16 protein-coding genes and 1 tRNA gene are annotated in these 15,525 nt (G+C 61.6%); 12 read left to right on the top strand and 5 right to left on the bottom strand.

What is annotated here, in order from left to right; translation table 11 throughout:
- Positions 1 to 28 precede the first annotated feature (28 nt).
- A tRNA-Asp gene (locus tag Q0X62_RS14970) sits at positions 29 to 105 on the top strand.
- A gap of 78 nt (positions 106 to 183) precedes the next feature.
- On the opposite strand, the gene Q0X62_RS14965 is transcribed toward Q0X62_RS14970, so the two are convergent.
- Complete coding sequence (locus Q0X62_RS14965; protein ID WP_297737664.1) at positions 184 to 1,035, bottom strand: metal-dependent hydrolase; 852 nt, start codon at positions 1,033 to 1,035, stop codon at positions 184 to 186.
- Positions 1,036 to 1,378: 343 nt separating this feature from the next.
- Between Q0X62_RS14965 and Q0X62_RS14960 the strand changes: the two genes are divergently transcribed.
- On the top strand, positions 1,379 to 2,740 hold the full coding sequence (locus Q0X62_RS14960; RefSeq protein WP_297737662.1) for a DEAD/DEAH box helicase: 1,362 nt from the start codon (positions 1,379 to 1,381) through the stop codon (positions 2,738 to 2,740).
- 1 nt (position 2,741) lies between these two features.
- Here Q0X62_RS14960 and Q0X62_RS14955 read toward each other — a convergent pair whose 3' ends face one another.
- The 4 genes from Q0X62_RS14955 to Q0X62_RS14940 form a co-directional block, all read right to left on the bottom strand.
- The gene (locus tag Q0X62_RS14955; RefSeq protein ID WP_297737659.1) at positions 2,742 to 3,575 is read right to left on the bottom strand and encodes an EAL domain-containing protein; all 834 of its coding nucleotides are present in this window, start codon (positions 3,573 to 3,575) and stop codon (positions 2,742 to 2,744) included.
- A 95-nt stretch (positions 3,576 to 3,670) separates the two neighbouring features.
- A complete protein-coding gene (locus Q0X62_RS14950; protein WP_297737656.1) occupies positions 3,671 to 5,224 on the bottom strand; it encodes an AbgT family transporter in 1,554 nt (517 codons plus the stop codon).
- 98 nt (positions 5,225 to 5,322) lie between these two features.
- Positions 5,323 to 6,057, bottom strand: coding sequence for a DUF599 domain-containing protein (locus Q0X62_RS14945; RefSeq protein ID WP_297737653.1), 735 nt, complete (start codon positions 6,055 to 6,057; stop codon positions 5,323 to 5,325).
- Between the two features lie 90 nt (positions 6,058 to 6,147).
- Positions 6,148 to 6,276, bottom strand: a complete 129-nt coding sequence (locus Q0X62_RS14940; protein ID WP_297737650.1) for a hypothetical protein — start codon at positions 6,274 to 6,276, stop codon at positions 6,148 to 6,150.
- A gap of 135 nt (positions 6,277 to 6,411) precedes the next feature.
- Here Q0X62_RS14940 and Q0X62_RS14935 point away from each other — a divergent pair, with 135 nt between their 5' ends.
- The 10 genes from Q0X62_RS14935 (at position 6,412) to nuoH (ending at position 15,525) form a co-directional block, all read left to right on the top strand.
- Positions 6,412 to 6,861, top strand: coding sequence for a hypothetical protein (locus Q0X62_RS14935; RefSeq protein WP_297737647.1), 450 nt, complete (start codon positions 6,412 to 6,414; stop codon positions 6,859 to 6,861).
- 260 nt (positions 6,862 to 7,121) lie between these two features.
- Positions 7,122 to 7,490 carry an NADH-quinone oxidoreductase subunit A gene (locus Q0X62_RS14930; RefSeq protein ID WP_297737644.1) on the top strand — a complete coding sequence of 123 codons (369 nt, stop codon included), beginning with the start codon at positions 7,122 to 7,124 and terminating at the stop codon, positions 7,488 to 7,490.
- Between the two features lie 6 nt (positions 7,491 to 7,496).
- Positions 7,497 to 8,063, top strand: a complete 567-nt coding sequence (locus tag Q0X62_RS14925; protein ID WP_291885663.1) for an NADH-quinone oxidoreductase subunit B family protein — start codon at positions 7,497 to 7,499, stop codon at positions 8,061 to 8,063.
- 13 nt (positions 8,064 to 8,076) lie between these two features.
- Positions 8,077 to 8,694: an NADH-quinone oxidoreductase subunit C gene (locus tag Q0X62_RS14920; protein ID WP_297737639.1), complete on the top strand. Its 618-nt coding sequence runs from the start codon at positions 8,077 to 8,079 to the stop codon at positions 8,692 to 8,694.
- A gap of 2 nt (positions 8,695 to 8,696) precedes the next feature.
- Positions 8,697 to 9,905, top strand: a complete 1,209-nt coding sequence (locus Q0X62_RS14915) for an NADH-quinone oxidoreductase subunit D (protein ID WP_297737635.1) — start codon at positions 8,697 to 8,699, stop codon at positions 9,903 to 9,905.
- A complete protein-coding gene (locus tag Q0X62_RS14910) occupies positions 9,905 to 10,372 on the top strand; it encodes a hypothetical protein (RefSeq protein ID WP_297737632.1) in 468 nt (155 codons plus the stop codon). Before Q0X62_RS14915 ends, Q0X62_RS14910 begins: the two co-directional genes overlap by 1 nt.
- The gene (gene nuoE, locus Q0X62_RS14905; protein WP_297737629.1) at positions 10,369 to 11,034 is read left to right on the top strand and encodes an NADH-quinone oxidoreductase subunit NuoE; all 666 of its coding nucleotides are present in this window, start codon (positions 10,369 to 10,371) and stop codon (positions 11,032 to 11,034) included. Before Q0X62_RS14910 ends, nuoE begins: the two co-directional genes overlap by 4 nt.
- 3 nt (positions 11,035 to 11,037) lie before the next feature.
- A complete protein-coding gene (gene nuoF, locus Q0X62_RS14900; RefSeq protein WP_297737626.1) occupies positions 11,038 to 12,351 on the top strand; it encodes an NADH-quinone oxidoreductase subunit NuoF in 1,314 nt (437 codons plus the stop codon).
- A 12-nt stretch (positions 12,352 to 12,363) separates the two neighbouring features.
- Positions 12,364 to 14,451 (top strand): NADH-quinone oxidoreductase subunit NuoG, encoded by a 2,088-nt coding sequence (nuoG, locus tag Q0X62_RS14895; protein WP_297737623.1) that lies wholly within the window; start codon positions 12,364 to 12,366, stop codon positions 14,449 to 14,451.
- Positions 14,452 to 14,499: 48 nt separating this feature from the next.
- Positions 14,500 to 15,525, top strand: a complete 1,026-nt coding sequence (nuoH, locus tag Q0X62_RS14890) for an NADH-quinone oxidoreductase subunit NuoH (protein WP_366946183.1) — start codon at positions 14,500 to 14,502, stop codon at positions 15,523 to 15,525.

The following is a 15,525-nucleotide window of genomic DNA, read 5'->3' as shown; positions in this document are numbered from 1 at the left end:
CGCACCTCGCTTCGGCGAGACGCCTTACGCGGGTGTAGCTCAGTTGGTTAGAGCGCCGGCCTGTCACGCCGGAGGTCGCGGGTTCGAGTCCCGTCACTCGCGCCATTTCCTTTCGGGAAATCGCGCAAACAAGATGGCCGCCCCTCGGGGCGGCCATTTGCGTTTCAGCGCTGGGATGTGCGGTTACTCGGCCGCCACAGGCTCTGCGAGGTCGAGACGGGCCTCTGTCTCGGCGATCAGATGGCGATCATCGATCTGCCAGGGGTGAAAACCGGGCTGAAAATAGGCGAACCAGGCTGGCAGGACGCGGCGCAAAACGCCGGGACGGCCCCACAGATACCAGGCCAGTCGCGATCGTGCTTTCAGGCCTGTAATACCGTCCTGGGCAAGCAGGGCGAGGCATTCGCGCCAGCGCTTGAACACAAAGTCGCGGGAAACACGGGCAAAGACGGTGCAGCGGATGCCCCAGCGTTTCAGCGGTTTCACATCGCGCATGATGTGGGCATAGGTGTCGAAGGCGACACTCTTGTGCTCGACCTCCTCGATCGCATGCCAGAGCCACATGCGTTGCGATTCTCGATCGGTATCGGCGTAGAGAGTCACATCCTTCAGCGCGAGATGGGCGAAGATGGCGGTGAAATGCTCCAGCGAGACCGTGATGCTGAGCTGGGCGACCGGGTGACCTTCGCGGGCGTGCGCGAGGCTTTCCTCGACGGTCGCCAGTGCGTCGCTGACATCATACCCATCGTCGATGACGCGTTGGTTGAAGGCATTGTGCTCGCGCGTATGGAAGGCTTCCTGGCGTGCGAAGTCCTTGATCTGGGCCGCGAGTTCGTCGGGAACGCTCTTCTGGAACCGGCGAACACTCTCGATGAAGAAGGTCTCGCCGGCCGGAAAGGTCACGGAGAGAGCATTGTGCCAGGCCGTGGCCACAGCATCGCCGCCCATCCACCAGCGGCCGCGTCCGGGCGTATCCTTGAAGCGTCGATTGCGCGGCGTGATGACGAGGTCGGTCGGGGTTTTTGTGCGGGGCATATCAGGTCTCGATAAGAGAAGTAAACGCTGTTCACACTCACGCGGAGGCCCTTAACTGTCAATGCGGCCTCTTGCTGCAATTGCGAAATGATTTGCCATGCCCGGCGAAACATGGGACACGCCGCTCACGACCTGCCGCGTGTAGGCAGCCATGTGGCTGCAACGGCAGGCGTTGGCGAGACTGTCCGTCGGTGATCCGGCGCGTATTGATCATTGCCACCGCGGTGCCAGGTCCGGCGCCAGTCAATTGGCAGCTGATCTACGCAAGCTTCCGCAACGCAAAACCCCAAGGATCCGGCTGGACGCTGTGGCGCCGCCCGATTCCCGAGAAAGATATTGATTTTTGACCCAGTTTACTGATCTCGGCCTGGCCGAGCCCATTCTCCGCGCTTTGACCGATGAAGGGTATGAAACCCCGACCCCGATCCAGTGCGAAGTGATTCCCGCCATGATCGAGGGCCGTGACGTCCTCGGAATCGCCCAGACGGGCACCGGCAAGACGGCCGCCTTCACCTTGCCGATCCTCAACAGCATCCTGGAGCAGGATCAGCGGCCGCAGCCCAAGACGTGCCGCGCCCTGATCCTCTCGCCAACGCGCGAGCTGTCCGCCCAGATTCTCGAGAATGTGCGCGGCTATGGCCGCCATATGCGCGTCTCATCCACCCTCATCGTTGGCGGTGTGAAGCCGGGACCGCAGATTCGCGCCTTGTCCAAGGGTGTGGACGTTCTGGTGGCGACGCCGGGCCGTTTGCTCGACCTTATGGAATCCGGTGCTGTGCGCCTCAATCAGACGACGACGCTGATTCTGGATGAAGCCGACCAGATGCTGGATCTCGGTTTCTTCCCTGCAATCCGCAAGATTGTCGGCTTCCTGCCGAAAAAGCGCCAGACAGCACTGCTCTCGGCCACCATGCCGAAACCGATCCGCGCCCTGGCGCACGAGATGCTGGATGATCCCAAACAGGTCTCGGTCGCGCCGGCTTCGCGCCCGATCGAGCGGATTGAGCAGTCCGTGGTTCTGCTGCCCAAGGAATCCAAGAAGGACCTCCTGCTTGAGCTGATGTCGGATCGTGCTGTTGAGCGGGCCATCGTCTTCTCTCGCACCAAGCATGGCGCCGACAAGATCAATCGCCATCTGGTGGATTTCGGCCTGAAGTCTGCGGCGATCCACGGCAACAAGTCCCAGGCCCAGCGCATCAAGGCGCTAGATGGCTTCAAGACCGGTTCCGTAAAAATCCTGGTCGCAACCGACATCGCCGCACGCGGCATCGACGTCGACAATGTCTCGCACGTCGTCAATCACGACCTGCCGAATATTCCCGAAGCCTATGTCCACCGCATCGGTCGGACGGCGCGCGCCGGCAAGTCCGGTGTCGCCGTCTCCATGTGCGAGCCGGGCGAGTATGAATATCTGCGGGATATCGAGCGCCTGACCGGCCTCGATATCGAGCGCGTCTATCTGGGTGATGAAGACAAATTCCTGGCTGAAGCCAAGAATGCCACCCCGGCAGCCTCGCAGAAGAAGCAGCAGCGCCCCGCGCGCAAGAAGGCCTTCACTGGCGGTGGACGTCCGCAAGGGCAGGGCGGTGGCCGTCCGCGCTCAGCCGGTGGCGGTCAGTCATCGGGTGGAAGCCATGGCGGCGGTGGCGCGAAACGTCCACGTCGGCGCAATCGCTCCGGTGCCGGTTCCCCGGCTCGCGCTTAAATCAGCCGGTTGATCGCAGGGGCGTGTCGTGGCTAGTCCGCGGCGCGCCCTGCGTCGTTGACGGCAGGAAGGCGCGGAGGATTTCGCTGTCGCGAAACCCTTCCTCCAGCCGGGGCTTGCTGAAGACATAGCCCTGTACGAGCTGGATACCGGCATCCCGGACCGCGGCTATTTCAGCCACCGTCTCGATGCCTTCGGCAATAACCTGGATCCCGAGCTCCTCGCACAGGCGCGCCGTGTGGCGCACGATCGCCCTGCGGCGGCGATCCAGATCGAGATTGCGGGTAAGGTCCATATCCAGTTTGACATAGTCCGGCTGCAACTCGGCCAGCTTGTTGAGGCCGGAATAGCCGGCGCCGAAATCGTCGATTGCGGTGCGCAGGCCGTGGCGGGCATATTCCTGAATGATCTCGTTGAGCTTGTCGCTGCCAGTCATGTCTTCGCCTTCGGTGAATTCGAAGATGATCCGGTCGAGGGCAAAGCCCGTCTTGGCAGCGGCGCCCAGGGTCGCCCGGATGCAGTTTGCCGGCTCATAGACGGCATTGGGCATGAAATTGATGCTGATTGGCGTCTGGAGCTCAATACGGCTGGCGGTCTTGATCGCGGTGACGCGGCAGGTCTGATCGAAATTATAGCGGTTCTCGTCGGTGACCTGTGACAGGACATGCACTGCACCCTCGCCATTTGCACCGCGGACAAGCGCCTCGTGGGCGAAGACACGGCCGGCCTCAATGTCGACAATCGGCTGGAAGGCCATCCGGATGGCCGGAGCGAACCGTGTATTACCTCGCGTGCGGCATAAATCGCACGCCGCTTCTTTGTCGATTTTTTCCATGGTCCCGGCCAGCAACTGATGAAAAGAGCATTGCTAATGCACTTGCGTTAACATCGCGTTTTGGCCGGGACCATTGCCGGTTGTCTGTGTTGGTCTCAGCCGCCTGTCCCGGCTTCGGCCGGAGCGCTCGCAGCGGCCGGGACCTCGTAGGTGAAGCTCGCATCGTCCGGCCCCAGCGGCAGGTCAAAGGCGAACCAGACGAAGATCATGGCCAGTGACGAGACCAGAATGGCCATTGAATAGGGCAGCATGACCGCGATGAGGCTGCCGAGGCCGAACTCCGGCACATAGCGCTGACAGAAGATCAGGATCAGCGGCAAATACGGCATGAGCGGCGTGATGATATTTGTCGCTTGGTCCCCCATCCGATAGGCCAGCGTCGATCCTTCCGGTGAAATTCCCAGCAGCATCAGCATCGGCACGAAGACTGGTGCCAGCAGCGCCCATTTCGCCGAGGCTGAACCCATGAAGAGGTTGAGGAGGGCGACCAGCAGGACCATGCCGACAATCAGCAACGGGGCTGGCAGGTTCAGCGATTGCAGCCCTTCCGCGCCGGAAATCGCGATCACGGTGTCCATTTCCGAGGCGCCGAAGAGAAAGATGAAGTGCGCCATGGCAAAGGCAAGGATGATGTATCCGCCCATATCGGCCATCGATCGTGTGCCAAGGGCCACAACATCCTTGTCCGATTTCACATTGCCGACGGCGATGCCGTAGAGCGTGCCGGACACCAGAAAGGCGATCATCAGGATGGCTACAATGGACTGGAAGAAGGGGCCCAGTCCGCCATTCGCGTCGCGCAGTATCCCGTTGGAAGGGATTGTGAGCACCAGAACAACCGCACCGATCACCAGCAAGGAGATGCCGGCCCAGGCCAAGCCCTTTCGCTCATTGGCGCTAAGCGTGCCGTCGCCTTCCGGCGCGGCGAAATCATCCGGTCGTTTCCATTCGCCGAGGCGTGGCTCGACGATGTGGTCGTTCACAAGCGTGCCCACGGCAACCAGGATCGGGGTGAGCGCGAAAGTGAAATAGTAATTGTCCAGATTATTCAGCGTCCAGCCCGGCTCGATGGACTGGGCGGCTGTTTGGGTGATGCCGAACAGGAGCGGTTCGAGCGAGGTAACCACCAGATTGGCCGAGAACCCGGCGGATACGCCCGCGAAAACAGCGGCGATGCCGGCGATCGGGTGGCGTCCAGCAGCCGCGAACACGACAGCGCCGAGCGGGACCATGACGATATAGCCTGAATCAACGGCCAGATTGCCCATCACACCGGCAAAGACGAGGACCGGGGTAAGCAGGACGCGCGGCGCGCCGGACACCATGACTCGCATGCCGGCGGACAATAGGCCGGTCTTCTCAGCGATGCCTGCGCCGATCATCACGACCAGCACCATGCCGAGCGGCGCAAAACCCGTGAGCACGCCCGGCATGCCGACAAGCAGGGTCTGCAATTGGCTGCCGGTCAGAAGATTGATAACGGAAATCGTTTCGCCGGTCACCGGGTGGTCGACCGCCGTGCCAAGGCCGGCTAGCGCCAGCGAAGCCAGCATGACGACACCGATCAGGACCAGGAATATGGTCACCGGGTCGGGCAATTTGTTGCCGGCCTTCTCGACCGAATTGAGAATGGCTGATCCGATGCTCATCGCGTCTCTCCCCCGCGTTTCAACTGGTCGGGAGTTTGGACGTATTTGGTGGCCCACTGCAATGGTTTGTAAGAGCGAGGCGATTCGCGGCGCCGAGTTCAGGCTTCGCGGTGCGTGTCATCCGATGCGGGCATGGCCACGCTGCCCATTGCATCGTCTCCAGCAGACAGGGCTGCCAGGGCGGGCGAGAAGAACTGCCGCGACAATAAGAGGCCGGCGACAAGGAGGGTCACGCCGATCTGGGCAAGGGGGCCTGCGATCCAGGCGAGATAGCCGATCGACAAGAAGAGGGCGCGCAGTCCGCGATTGAATTGCCGTCCGGCGACCACATTCATGGCGCCGGCGCGATAGGCGCTGCGCAAGGCGTCGGTTGTGACGTCATTATCGCGCGGAATGTCCGGGGTCGCGCCCAGTAGCATGGCGGAATAATTGACCAACCGGTAGGCCCAGCCGAACTTGAAGAAGGCATAGGCATAGATCACCAGCAGGCCCAGCGACATGACTTCCCACTGGATGCGTGACGTGGTGTCGAGAAAGGGAACATCTGCGACAGCCGACATCACCGGGTCGAGCGCGGTGATGAGCGTGAAGGCGGCGCCGATTCCCAGCAATGCTGTCGAAGCGAAGAAGGCGATCCCGTTCTGCAGGCCGGCAATGATCTGGCTGTCCATGATCCGCACCGAGCGGCGCGCCATGTGCTGCATCCACTCTTTGCGGTGAACATCCATCCGGCGCGACAGGGTGCGATGAGACAATGGGCTGTGATCGACCAGCCAAGAAAAGCCGGCGGCAATCACGAAGAACCCGATCACGCCATAATAGTCTGACAGCATTGAGACGACCCTGATTACCCAGGGCCATGCAGCCACGGGCCGTCAGGCCAGGCAAGGCCTTTTGGGGCCCGTCCGCCGAAAAGCGCCCATTTAGCTGCCGGTCATCCCGAACAGGACCGCCAGCGCCAGGATGGCGAGGGTCAGAGACACGCCCAGAATCCAACGGACATGGTGGCCGCTCTCGCCCTGTCGAGCTTCATTGGTCGTCAGCTTGGTCATATTGATCTCCCTGATTTCCAAGTCCTCAGCTAGCCCTGACTGCGTGGTTTTCAACACTTGATGGTCCCAGGGGGCGGGATCGCCGGCACACCTGTCCCGCTAGGCGGTTCGGACTCCGCACGCGATAGCAGAGCGATGAAACGCTTTTTCCGGACCTTCAAGAATCAACTCTGGTTCTTCCGTGCCACATGGCCGCCCCTCCTCCTGGCCGTGTGTTGTATGGCTCTGGTGCGGCTGCACGCGCCGCTGTGGTGGGGCGGATTATGCGTGATCGGTGCCGTGCTCCTTTGCCTCGACAGCTTGGCGCGGCATCGCGAATTTCGGGCCTTGCGACATTCTGTCCGCCTCGCACGCGGGCTGAGCGGGGAGGCTCTGGCCCGGTTTCGCGCGGCGCGTTCGACCTGGTGTTCTCGCCGGGCAGCCATCGCAGCCGCCCAGGCCGAAGGCTTCGGAGCGGATGCCCGGTCTTTGGTGAGCGGCTGGGGATACAAGCCCTGGCACGTCTTTCCAGATCGGGCCTTCAGTCTGCGCTCGCCGTTTTTCCGGTCCTCATTCTGGCTTTCTGTGCTGGGACTGGGTCGTTGAAACGCGTCGGACCTGCAAAGTTCCGAAAAGAGTAGTTGCAAATAGCTCGCAACTGAGCTTCCTTCTCCCCGGACCGCGACACAAGGAACTGATGTCAGGCGGTCTTTAGCCCTTGCTCCGAGCGTCTCTGCGCTCTAGCTTCCGCGCCAAATCGGGCAGGGGGCCTTTCTGGTGTTCGCGATTCGCGTTTGCGCGTATCCAGCCAGCCATACCGAGGCCTCCCGCACCTTACCGGACGCTCTTCAAGGCGAGGCTTGGCGATGGACGCATTGCTCCTGGAATACCTGCCCATTCTGATTTTCTTCGCGATTGCCGCGGCGATCGGGATCGGGTTCATGGTTGCCGCTTTTGTGATCGCCCCTTCGCGGCCGGATCCGGAAAAGGTGTCGACCTATGAGTGCGGTTTCAACGCCTTTGACGACGCCCGGATGAAGTTTGATGTGCGCTTCTACCTGGTCGCCATCCTCTTCATCATCTTTGACCTCGAGGTCGCCTTCCTCTTTCCTTGGGCGGTGACCCTTCGTGAGCATCTCGGCCCCTTTGAGTTCTGGTCGATGATGGTTTTCCTCGCTGTTTTGACCATCGGCTTCGTTTACGAGCTGAGAAAAGGCGCGCTGGATTGGGAGTAGTCCAAAATGGCATCTGACCTGACCCCTCATGCCGGCATGGCTGGGCGCGCAACCGTTCCCGGCTATGACCCGAAGAAGCACGACCCGTTCTTTGACGGCGTCAGCGATGCGCTGGCCGACAAGGGATTCGTGGTTGCGGCCGCCGATGATCTCGTCACCTGGGCCCGGACCGGCTCGCTGATGTGGATGACTTTCGGTCTCGCCTGCTGCGCCGTGGAAATGATGCAGGCCTCGATGCCGCGTTATGACGTCGAACGCTTCGGTTTCGCGCCGCGGGCCTCCCCGCGCCAGTCGGACGTGATGATCGTCGCGGGTACGTTGACCAACAAGATGGCGCCGGCCCTGCGCAAGGTCTACGACCAGATGCCCGAGCCGCGCTATGTCATCTCGATGGGGTCGTGCGCCAATGGCGGCGGCTATTACCATTACTCATACTCGGTCGTGCGTGGCTGCGACCGTATCGTTCCGGTGGACGTCTATGTCCCGGGTTGCCCGCCGACCGCGGAAGCCCTGGTCTACGGCATTTTGCAATTGCAAAAGAAGATCCGCCGCGAAGGCTCGATCGAGCGCTAGGAGAGAACGGGATATGAGCGAAGCCCTCAAGGTTCTCGGCGAGCATATTGCCAACGCCCAGGATGCGGCCGTCACCGGCTGGTCGATCGCCAATGGCGAGCTGACGGTTGAAATCCATCGTGACCGCATCGAAGCCGTGCTGACCTGGTTGCGGGATGATCCGGCCTGCCGTTTTACGACCCTGATCGACATTTGTGGTGTCGACTATCCGCAGCGCGCCCAGCGCTTCGAGGTCGTCTATCACCTGCTCTCCATGCACCAGAATCACCGTATCCGCGTGAAATTGTCGACGGATGAGGAGACGCCGGTTCCAACGGTGATCCCGGTCTATCCGGTGGCCGACTGGTTCGAGCGCGAAGCCTTCGACATGTATGGCATCGTCTTCGCCGATCATCCGGACCTGCGCCGCCTGCTGACCGATTACGGTTTCGAGGGCTATCCGCTGCGCAAGGACTTCCCGCTCACCGGCTATGTCGAAGTGCGCTGGGATGAAGAGCAGAAACGGGTCGTCTACGAGCCCGTCGAACTGGTCCAGGAATATCGCGACTTTGATTTCATGAGCCCGTGGGAAGGTGCCAAATACATCATTCCGGGCGATGAAAAGGCCCAAGACGGCCAGAAGGGTGGCTGAGCATGGCTGACGACCTGATCGAAACCGGCAAGTCCGAACGCAATTTCACGATCAATTTCGGTCCCCAGCACCCGGCTGCGCACGGTGTGCTGCGTCTGGTGCTGGAGCTGGATGGTGAGGTCGTCGAGCGCGTCGACCCGCATATCGGTCTCCTGCATCGCGGCACCGAGAAACTCCTGGAGCACAAGACCTATCTCCAGGGCATCGGCTATTTCGACCGTCTCGACTATGTCGCGCCGATGAACCAGGAGCACGCCTTCTGCATGGCCGCGGAAAAGCTGGCCGGCATCACCGTGCCCAAGCGCGGCGAGTATGTCCGTGTGCTCTATTGCGAGATCGGCCGAGTGCTGAACCATCTGCTCAATGTGACCACGCAGGCCATGGATGTCGGCGCGCTGACGCCGCCGCTCTGGGGTTTTGAAGAGCGCGAAAAGCTGATGGTCTTCTACGAGCGCGCCTCCGGCTCGCGCATGCACGCCCATTATTTCCGTCCCGGCGGCGTCCATCAGGACCTGCCGATGAAGCTGGTCGAGGACATTCGCGCCTGGTGTGACCAATTCCCGGCCAAGCTGGACGATATCGACAGCCTTCTCACCGAGAACCGCATCTTCAAGCAGCGCAATGTCGATATCGGCGTTGTCACCAAGGAAGACGTGCTGGCCTGGGGTTTCTCCGGCGTCATGGTGCGCGGCTCGGGCCTGGCCTGGGACCTGCGCCGTTCGCAGCCCTATTCGGTCTATGACGAGCTCAAGTTCGACATCCCCGTCGGCAAGAATGGCGATTGCTATGATCGCTATCTCTGCCGCATGGAAGAGATGCGCGAGAGCGTGAAGATCATGATCCAGTGTTGTGACTGGCTCATGAAGGACGAGAATGCGGGCGAGGTGCTGGCCACTGACAGCAAGTTCTCGCCGCCGCGCCGGGCCGAAATGAAGCGCTCGATGGAAGCGCTGATCCAGCACTTCAAGCTCTATACCGAAGGTGTTCGGGTAGAGGAGGGCGAGGTCTATGTCGCTGTTGAGGCGCCCAAGGGCGAATTCGGCGTCTATCTCGTCTCGGATGGCTCGAACAAGCCTTACCGCCTGAAGATTCGCGCACCGGGCTTCGCCCATCTCGCCGCCATGGATTACATGAGCAAGGGCCACATGCTGGCCGATGTCTCCGCGATCATCGGTTCGCTGGATGTTGTGTTCGGGGAGATCGACCGCTGATGAAGCATGGCCTTGCCATACTTCCGCTGATCGCGGTCGCAGCCTGTTCAGGTGGTGGGAATGGTATCGATGCCGAAACCCGCGCCGCCTATGACTGGGCTGTGCTGGAAGCCGCGCCGGACGCGGCACCGGTCTATTCCGAGGTGGCCCTGATGGGCTGTCGCATGTCCGGCGGTGAAGCGCTGTGCGGTTCATGCAACACCACGGTCGCCGCGGCCGAGTACGACCATGTTGTGGGCGCGATCCTGGAAGAGCACAGCCTCGGCCGGGTCGATTCCCAGGGGCGGATCCGCGTCAGCGTGACGTCCGAAATGGATCATGCGGATTTTCCGCATAATGGAAGCCGGGCAGGGATCGAGGCGGCTATCGCCGACGCTCAGGCCTGGTGTGAAGCTTTTCATCCGGAACGGTCCGAGGTGATCACTGATCGCCGCGAGACTGACATCGCCACAGGGGATGATGAATGAGCGTTCGTCGCTTGGCAAAAGAACAGCCGGACAGCTTCGCCTTCAACGAGAAGAGCGAAGCCGAGATCAAATTCTGGCTGGCTAAATATCCCGAGGCCAAGAAAGCCTCGGCGGTCATTCCCATGCTGTGGATCGCGCAGAAGCAGGAAGGCTGGGTCTGCGAGCCTGCCCTTCGCGAGATCGCGGGCCGGCTGGACATGCCCTATATCCGCGTCTACGAGGTCGCGACTTTCTACACCATGTTCAATCTCGAGCCGGTCGGTGAGCACCTGATTCAGGTTTGCGGCACCACGCCCTGCATGCTGCGCGGGTCGGAAGAGCTGATTGATGTGTGCAAGAAGCGCATCGGCAAGCAGCACGAGATTTCCGCCGACGGCAAGTTCACCTGGGTCGAGGTCGAGTGCATGGGCGCGTGCGCCAATGCCCCGATGATCCAGCTCGCGAACAGCGATGGCGATCATTACATCGAGGATCTCGACGGTGCCAAGCTGGAAGCCCTGATGGACGATCTGGCGGCCGGCAAGACCGTCAAATACGGTCCGCAATCGGATCGCAATGCCTCCGAGCCGCACGGCACCAAGGTTTTGAGCGACCCGTCGCTCTATGACGGCTCGCGCGCCAAGAAGATCAAGCTGCCGAATACCGGCAAGGCGGAGGGCTAATCCATGGCGACGCAACTCCTCCAGGACAAGGACCGGATCTTCACCAACCTGTTCGGGCATCACAGCCCGGATCTGGAAGGCGCGAAGCAGCGCGGTTGCTGGAACGGGACCAAGGACATTCTCGACCAGGGCCGTGACTGGATCATCGACCAGATGAAAGCCTCCGGCCTGCGCGGCCGGGGCGGCGCCGGTTTCCCGACCGGCCTGAAATGGTCCTTCATGCCACGTGAAGTGGGCGCCCGCCCGCACTATCTCGTCGTCAATGCCGACGAATCCGAGCCGGGCACCTGCAAGGACCGCGAGATCATGCGGCATGATCCGCACCTTCTCATCGAAGGCTGTCTGATCGCGTCATTCTCGATGCAGGCCCATGCCTGCTACATTTATCTGCGCGGTGAATATGTCACCGAGCGCCTGGCCATGGAAAAGGCCGTCAAGGAGGCCTATGAGGCCAAGCTGATCGGCGAGAAGAACGTCCATGGCTGGCCCTTCCACGTCTATATCCATCACGGCGCCGGCGCCTATATCTGCGGTGAAGAGACAGCCCTTCTGGAAAGTCTGGAAGGCAAGAAGGGGCAACCGCGCCTCAAGCCGCCATTCCCGGCCAATGCCGGCCTCTATGGCTGCCCGACCACGGTCAACAATGTCGAGTCGATCGCCGTTGCCGGCACCATCCTGCGCCGTGGCGCCGAATGGTTCGCCAGCTTTGGTCGCGAGCGCAATGTCGGCACCAAGATCTTCTCGATCTCCGGCCATGTGAACAATCCGTGCAATGTCGAAGAAGCCATGTCGATCCCGATGAAGACCCTCATCGAGACGCATGCCGGCGGCGTGCGCGGTGGCTGGGATAATCTCAAGGCCGTCATTCCGGGCGGCTCTTCGGTCTCGCTCCTGCCGAAAGACATTTGCGACGACGTCTTGATGGATTTCGACGCGCTCTCGGCGCACAAATCGGGTCTGGGCACCGCCGCCGTCATCGTCATGGACAAGTCCACCGATGTGGTGAAGGCGATTGCCCGCATCTCCTACTTCTACCGCCATGAAAGCTGCGGCCAGTGCACGCCGTGCCGCGAAGGCACTGGCTGGATGTGGCGCGTTTTGACCCGCATGGCGGCCGGCGAGTCGGCGATTGAAGAGATCGACATGCTGCTCGACGTGGCCGGTCAGGTCGAAGGTCACACGATCTGCGCCTTGGGCGACGCAGCTGCCTGGCCGGTTCAGGGCCTGATCCGCCATTTCCGGTCCGAGATCGAGGATCGCATCAACAATTACCGCGCTGGCAAACCTGTCTTTGTCAGCCAGGTCGCGGCCGAGTAGGGGCATCATCCGATGAGCGAAGATCTCCGCAAAATCATTATCGACGGCGAGGAAATCGAGGTTCCGAATTCCTTTACGCTGTTGCAGGCGGCTGAAGCGGCTGGCCGGGAAATTCCGCGCTTTTGCTATCACGAGCGCCTGTCGGTCGCCGGTAATTGCCGGATGTGCCTGGTCGAGCTTGTCGGCGCGCCGAAACCGGCAGCGTCCTGCGCGATGAATGTGCGTGACATGCGCGGCGGGCCGAATGGCGAGCCGCCGGCGATGAATACGCTGTCGCCGCTGGTCAAGAAGGCGCGCGAAGGGGTGATGGAGTTCCTGCTCATCAACCACCCGCTGGATTGTCCGATCTGCGACCAGGGCGGTGAGTGCGACCTGCAGGACCAGTCCTTGGTCTATGGCCGCACCGGTTCCCGTTTCCCGGAGAACAAGCGCGCGGTTGAAGACAAGGAAATGGGTCCGATCATCGCGACCGAGATGACGCGCTGCATCCAGTGCACGCGCTGTGTCCGCTTCGTGACCGAAGTCGCCGGTTCGCCCGAGATCGGCATGATCGGTCGCGGCGAAGATGCCGAGATCACCACCTATCTCGAGAGCGCGGTCCAGTCGGAACTGTCCGGCAATGTCATCGATCTCTGCCCGGTCGGCGCACTGACCTCCAAGCCTTACGCCTTCAACGCCCGCCCGTGGGAGCTCAAGAAGACCGAGACCATCGATGTGATGGACGCGCTCGGTTCGAATATCCGCGTTGATGCGCGCGGTTCCGCTGTGCTGCGCATCCTGCCGCGCGTCCATGAGGGCGTGAACGAGGAATGGATTTCCGACAAGACGCGCTATGCTTGGGAAGGTCTGGGCCGCCAGCGCCTCGACAAGCCCTATGTCCGCGAGAATGGCAAGCTGCGTCCGGCGGACTGGCCTGAAGCGCTGACCATCGCGGCTGAAAAGCTGGGCGGTGACGCCTCCAAGATCGGCATGATTGCCGGTGACCTCTGCTCGGCCGAAGAAATGAAGGCCGCCAAGGATCTCGCCGACGCGCTTGGCGTGACCTCGATCGATTGCCGCCAGGATGGCGCGAAGGTGGGCGGCGGCGCGCGTGAGGATTACCTCTTCAATGCGACCATCGCCGGGATTGAAGACGCCGATGCGATCCTCGTCATCGGCGCCAATCCGCGCAAGGAAGCGGCCATTCTCAATGCCCGCATCCGCAAGACCTGGCTGCACAATGACACCCAGGTCGGCGTGATCGGCGAAGCGGTCGATCTGACCTACCCGTATGAGCATGTCGGCACGTCGGCCGATGTCCTCGCGGGCCTCAAGAAGAAGCGCTCCGGCTTCATCAAGACCCTCAAGGACGCCAAGCGTCCGCTCATCCTGGTCGGTTCCGGTGCGCTGACGCGCGCCGATGGCGCCCAGGTGCTGCGCGCCGCCGGTGAACTGGCTGATGCGGTCGGGGCTGTCAGCGCCGAGTGGAATGGTCTTTCCATCCTGCACACGGCGGCGAGCCGTGTGGCTGGTCTCGATCTCGGTTTTGTGCCGGGCGAGGGCGGGCATGATGTGGCGGGCATGCAGTCCACCGCGCTCGACACAATCGTCCTGATGGGCGCGGACGAGCTGGATATGAGCCAGTTCGGCGACGCCTTCGTGATCTATGTCGGCAGCCATGGTGATGCCGGGGCCCACCGCGCCGATCTCATCCTGCCGGGCGCCGCCTGGACCGAACAGGATGGTCTCTTCGCCAATACCGAAGGCCGCGTTCAGCTGGCTTACCGGGCGACCTTCCCGAAGGGCGAGGCGAAGGAAAACTGGGCCATTTTCCGGGCCTTGTCCGAGCGTCTGGGCAAGACCTTGCCCTATAACAACCTCACCGAACTGCGTCACAAACTGTTCGAGGATGTTCCCGTTCTGGCGGGAATCGATCACGCACCGGGTGCAAGTGAGGGTTATGACGCCAAGGCAGCGGGCGCTGCCGGTGATGTCGAGGCGACAGATTTCGTCCCGGCGGTTGGCAATTTCTACTTCACCAACCCGATCGTGCGGGCGTCCAAGACGCTGGCGGAATGCTCCGCCCTTGCGTCCGGTCCGGCCCAGATGGCTGCGGAGTAAGCGATGACGGATTTCATCGAACAATTCGGTGTCTGGGGCGGTTTGGGCATGTCCCTGCTGCAGATCCTGGCCTTTGCCGTGGTTCTGCTGATCTCGCTGGCCTTCCTCCTGCTGATGGACCGCAAGGTCTGGGCCGCCGTACAGATGCGCAAGGGCCCGAATGTGGTCGGCGCCTTTGGTCTGCTGCAATCCTTCGCCGACTTCTTCAAATTCGTGTTCAAGGAAGTCGTGATCCCGGCCGGTGCTGACCGTTCGCTCTATCTTCTGGCCCCGCTGATCACGCTGATCCTGGCCTTCGTGACCTGGGCCGTCGTGCCGGCGGCTCCGGGCTGGGTGATCGCTGATCTAAATGTCGGCATTCTCTACCTCTTCGCCATGTCTAGCCTGGGTGTCTACGGCATCATCATCGGTGGCTGGGCGTCGAACTCGAAATATCCCTTCCTTGGCGCGCTGCGCTCGGCGGCCCAGATGGTGTCCTATGAGGTCTCGATCGGCTTCATCATCGTCACCGTGCTGCTCTTCGCCGGGTCGATGAATTTGTCCGACATCACCGAGATGCAGGCCGGCGGCTTCTGGAACTGGAATGTGTTGTCATTCCACGCCTGGCCAATGCCGATGTTCCTGGTGATGATCCCGATGGCAGTGATCTTCTTCATTTCGGCCCTGGCCGAGACCAATCGTCCGCCTTTCGACCTTCCCGAAGCGGAATCGGAACTCGTGGCCGGTTACCAGGTCGAGTATTCCTCGACGCCCTACCTGCTCTTCATGGTGGGTGAGTATCTCAACATCGTTTTGATGTGTGCGATGACGTCGATCCTCTTCTTCGGCGGCTGGAATGACCCGTTCGGCCTGGATGTGTCGGACTGGCCCTACATGGCCTCGCACGCCTGGTACTTCTTCTGGTTTTCCGCCAAGATCGTCTTCTTCTTCTTCATGTTCGCGATGGTGAAGGCCCTGGTGCCGCGCTATCGCTACGACCAGCTGATGCGGCTGGGCTGGAAAATCTTCCTGCCCATCTCGCTGGCCGCGGTAGCGCTTGTCGGCGCCGCCGTCGTCTACGGACCGCAGGGGTAA

This window comes from uncultured Maricaulis sp., from assembly GCF_947259345.1.
GTDB lineage: Bacteria > Pseudomonadota > Alphaproteobacteria > Caulobacterales > Maricaulaceae > Maricaulis.
Note: the sequence above shows the minus strand (reverse complement) of the source record. Positions and strands in the feature narration are given on the sequence as shown.

What these genes read in the sequence shown, in the direction of transcription:
- nuoH (WP_366946183.1), top strand. Translation starts at nt 14,500, where the DNA reads ATGTCCCTGCTGCAGATCCTGGCCTTTGCCGTGGTTCTGCTGATCTCG.
- Q0X62_RS14950 (WP_297737656.1), bottom strand. Translation starts at nt 5,224, where the DNA reads ATGAGCATCGGATCAGCCATTCTCAATTCGGTCGAGAAGGCCGGCAAC.
- Q0X62_RS14915 (WP_297737635.1), top strand. Translation starts at nt 8,697, where the DNA reads ATGGCTGACGACCTGATCGAAACCGGCAAGTCCGAACGCAATTTCACG.
- Q0X62_RS14930 (WP_297737644.1), top strand. Translation starts at nt 7,122, where the DNA reads ATGGACGCATTGCTCCTGGAATACCTGCCCATTCTGATTTTCTTCGCG.
- nuoG (WP_297737623.1), top strand. Translation starts at nt 12,364, where the DNA reads ATGAGCGAAGATCTCCGCAAAATCATTATCGACGGCGAGGAAATCGAG.
- Q0X62_RS14965 (WP_297737664.1), bottom strand. Translation starts at nt 1,035, where the DNA reads ATGCCCCGCACAAAAACCCCGACCGACCTCGTCATCACGCCGCGCAAT.
- Q0X62_RS14925 (WP_291885663.1), top strand. Translation starts at nt 7,497, where the DNA reads ATGGCATCTGACCTGACCCCTCATGCCGGCATGGCTGGGCGCGCAACC.
- Q0X62_RS14910 (WP_297737632.1), top strand. Translation starts at nt 9,905, where the DNA reads ATGAAGCATGGCCTTGCCATACTTCCGCTGATCGCGGTCGCAGCCTGT.
- nuoE (WP_297737629.1), top strand. Translation starts at nt 10,369, where the DNA reads ATGAGCGTTCGTCGCTTGGCAAAAGAACAGCCGGACAGCTTCGCCTTC.
- nuoF (WP_297737626.1), top strand. Translation starts at nt 11,038, where the DNA reads ATGGCGACGCAACTCCTCCAGGACAAGGACCGGATCTTCACCAACCTG.
- Q0X62_RS14945 (WP_297737653.1), bottom strand. Translation starts at nt 6,057, where the DNA reads ATGCTGTCAGACTATTATGGCGTGATCGGGTTCTTCGTGATTGCCGCC.
- Q0X62_RS14940 (WP_297737650.1), bottom strand. Translation starts at nt 6,276, where the DNA reads ATGACCAAGCTGACGACCAATGAAGCTCGACAGGGCGAGAGCGGCCAC.
- Q0X62_RS14935 (WP_297737647.1), top strand. Translation starts at nt 6,412, where the DNA reads ATGAAACGCTTTTTCCGGACCTTCAAGAATCAACTCTGGTTCTTCCGT.
- Q0X62_RS14920 (WP_297737639.1), top strand. Translation starts at nt 8,077, where the DNA reads ATGAGCGAAGCCCTCAAGGTTCTCGGCGAGCATATTGCCAACGCCCAG.
- Q0X62_RS14955 (WP_297737659.1), bottom strand. Translation starts at nt 3,575, where the DNA reads ATGGAAAAAATCGACAAAGAAGCGGCGTGCGATTTATGCCGCACGCGA.